Below are 3,484 nucleotides of genomic sequence, written 5' to 3'. Positions count from 1 at the left end.
GCCGTTGTGCATGACGTACTAAGGCATAGAATTGGAATTACCTATGAAGCGGAAGCAGAAAATATTACTTCAGAAGAAATAATCAACCGGATTGTTAACGAAATTGAAGTGCCATAATAGTTCAACCTATGTAGTTCAATACCCTAAATGGTATTTGCTTATATAACTGAAAAGCTTGAACCCAAATGGATACCAAAGAGTTATTAAAAAAAGTTCGTAAGATTGAAATAAAGACCCGCCGTCTTTCAGATCACATATTTGGAGGGGAATACCATTCTACTTTTAAGGGTCGTGGAATGACTTTTAGCGAGGTTCGCCAATATCAGTTTGGTGATGATGTAAGAAGTATTGATTGGAATGTCACTGCCAGATATAATGAACCTTTTGTAAAAGTTTTTGAGGAGGAAAGAGAGCTAACCATGATGCTAATGGTAGATGTCAGTGGCTCTGAACTTTTTGGCACAACAAATAGGTTTAAAAAGGATATTATTACGGAAATATCGGCAACTCTGGCATTTTCTGCGCTCCAAAATAATGACAAAGTTGGTCTTATTCTTTTTTCTGATGAAATTGAACTTTTTATACCCCCTAAAAAAGGAAAAAGTCATGTCCTAAGAATAATAAGAGAATTACTTGAATTTTCTCCTAAAAGCAACAAGACTGATATTGGGGAAGCTCTTAAATATTTAACCAACGTCATGAAGAAAAAAGCAATTGTATTTGTGCTTTCAGATTTTATGGCAAAAGATTATAAGCAAACACTGAAAATTACGGGGAAGAAACACGATGTTACAGGTATTCGCATTTATGACGAAAAAGAAGAGCATATTCCAAATTTAGGAGTAGTGCAAATGCTGGATTCGGAAACCGGGTTAGTGAAACTTGTAAATACGCAATCTAAAAGCGTACGGAATGCATACGGTGAATACTATAGAAATAGGGTAGACTATTTTAAAGAAACTTTCAATAAATCGGGATGTGGTATTTTGGATTGTCGCGTAGATGAGAGTTATGTTAAAAAGTTATTGGGTTATTTTAAGCGAAGAGGATAAATGAATATGATTTCAATTAAATTAAGACGTATTATTAGTTCCCGGTCTGGCCCGGTGCTTTTCTTATACCTTTTATTTTTTGGGAATACCATAATTGCTCAGTTACAACCTGTAATAACATCAAAAGTAGACACTACCAACATTAAAATTGGTGAACAAATTCATTTTACGGTTACTATTGAAGTAGACTCAACTGCTCAGGTATTCTTCCCTGAAGGGCAAACTTTTTCGCCTTTGGAAACTGTTCAGGCTTTTAAAACAGATACAACCCGAAAAAAAGACAGGATTACGCTGCAAAAAATATACACGCTTACACAATTTGATTCCGGATCCTATGTACTTCCTGCCCAGCGTATTGAAATTAACGGGGCTGGATTTTTTACAGACTCTCTTAAGGTTGATGTTGCCACGGTCCCCGTGGATACAGTAAACCAAAAAATGTATGATATAAAACCTTTAATAAGCGTACAAAAAAGTAATAGTGCCTTTTGGAAAATCCTCCTTATTGTTTTGCTTATTGCCTTAATTGCAGGTGGCCTTATTTATTGGTTTATAATTCGAAAAAAACCATTGACAGAAGAGGAAAAGGTGGCATTGCTCCCACCTTATGATAGAGCACTTTTGGAATTGAAGCGATTAGAAAATTCTAAATATTTAATTCAGGATAAGTACAAAGTCTATTATTCTGAATTAACTGAAATAGTTAGATCCTATCTTGAAGAAGAGGTACATATTTCGGCACTCGAAAGTACTACAAGTGAATTGATTAAAAAATTAGAATTACTTCAGGATGCAGGTGAATTAAAGTTACAGGATAGTACAATTAAACAATTTGAAAAAACACTACAAACAGCTGATCTTGTAAAATTTGCAAGATCCAAACCCCTTACATCAGTCGCCGAGCAGGATAGAAAAGCTATTGAGGAAATCGTTGTTAAGACTAAAGAAGCCTTGCCTGAACCTACTGAAGAAGATTTGTTGGAACAGGAAGAATATCAGGAAGTTATTGCTCAGAAAAAACGGAAAAAGAAAATAATATCAATTGTTTCTGCTGCAGCAATTATAATATTGGTCTCCCTTGGGGGCCTTATAACCTATTTAGGTCCTTCTTATGTTTGGGACACCATTACTGGCCATCCTACAAAAACACTTTTAGAAGGAGAATGGGTTTCCAGTTCTTACGGATATCCACCAATAATTGTTGAAACTCCGGAAGTACTGGTAAGACAAGAAGTTAAGCTACCTCCTGATGCAAAGGCCAATATCAAAGAGCTGCAGGCTTTTATGTACAGGAGTAAAAAAGGTTTACTCACTATTGGCACAACTTCTACCACATTAAATAAACCTGAAGAACCTGATTTCAATCAGGTTGTTGAACAAATATTGAAAAATTTCGAAGATCAGGGCGCAAAAAATATTATTACTAAGCAAGAAGAATTCGTTACGGTATCTGGTGTAAAAGGAATTAAAGTTTTTGGCCGGGGTAAATTTGCAGTACCTGGCTCAAAAGAATTAGTTAGCGGGCAATACACTATTATCCTTTTTGGCGGAAATGGTTTTCAACAGCAGTTAATCTTATCATGGTTAGATGAAGATACTTACGCTGAAGAAATTGTAAGTAGGATAATAGGTTCATTAGAAGTAAAAACAGAGGCATAAATGTTAGATAATATAGAATTTGCAAATCCTCAGCTTTTTTGGTTGCTTTTATTGCTACCCCTTGCTTTGATATGGCATATTTTCAATCGTAAAGAGGAGACTGCCACCCTGAAAATTCCGACTGTAGATGGATTTACATCTAACGACATTTTGCCAAAACTAAAACCGGTATTATTTGTGTTCCGTTTGTTGGCATTGACAGCAATTATAGTAGCAATGGCGCGCCCTCAAACTGAGGATATTTCCACTCGGACAAAAACTACGAAAGGTATTGATATTGTAATGGCGATAGATGTTTCTTCAAGTATGTTGGCAAGGGATTTAAAGCCAAACCGATTATCAGCACTTAAAGAAGTGGCAGCGGATTTTATTCGACAAAGACCAAATGATAGAATTGGATTAGTGGCCTACGCAGGCGAAAGCTACACCAAAACACCAATAACAAGTGACAAATCTATTGTATTAAATTCGCTTAAAGAAATTACCTATGGTCAGTTGAACGATGGTACTGCCATTGGTATGGGATTAGCAACTTCTGTTAATAGGCTAAAAGAAAGCAAATCAATAAGTAAGGTAATTATTTTACTTACCGATGGGGTTAATAATTCAGGATTTATAGAGCCGCAAACGGCAGCTGACCTTGCAGTGGAATTTGACATCAAGACTTATACCATTGGCTTGGGAACTAATGGAAACGCGCTCTCGCCAGTAGCATATAATGAAGATGGATCCTATAGGTACGGGATGAGACAGGTTGAGATAGATGAGGAATT

3 protein-coding genes and 1 pseudogene are annotated in these 3,484 nt (G+C 36.1%); all 4 read left to right on the top strand.

Annotated elements, in window-relative coordinates:
• Window positions 1–117: pseudogene (locus tag WBN20_RS11840) on the top strand (AAA family ATPase); the annotation flags it as partial.
• Window positions 118–185: 68 nt separating this feature from the next.
• Complete coding sequence (locus WBN20_RS11835; protein WP_424281828.1) at window positions 186–1,052, top strand: DUF58 domain-containing protein; 867 nt, start codon at window positions 186–188, stop codon at window positions 1,050–1,052.
• Entirely contained in the window at window positions 1,053–2,711 is a 1,659-nt protein-coding gene (locus WBN20_RS11830; protein ID WP_424281827.1) for a BatD family protein, read from the top strand. It begins immediately after the preceding gene.
• Window positions 2,712–3,484: vWA domain-containing protein (locus WBN20_RS11825; RefSeq protein WP_424281826.1), on the top strand; the 773-nt coding region annotated here is incomplete at its 3' end.

Source organism: Eudoraea sp. (assembly GCF_049665975.1).
Taxonomy (GTDB): Bacteria; Bacteroidota; Bacteroidia; order Flavobacteriales; family Flavobacteriaceae; genus Eudoraea.
Note: the sequence above shows the minus strand (reverse complement) of the source record. Positions and strands in the feature narration are given on the sequence as shown.

Bases quoted from the DNA above. Each gene is read 5' to 3' on its own strand.
- WBN20_RS11835 (WP_424281828.1), top strand. From the start codon at position 186: ATGGATACCAAAGAGTTATTAAAAAAAGTTCGTAAGATTGAAATAAAG.
- WBN20_RS11830 (WP_424281827.1), top strand. From the start codon at position 1,053: ATGAATATGATTTCAATTAAATTAAGACGTATTATTAGTTCCCGGTCT.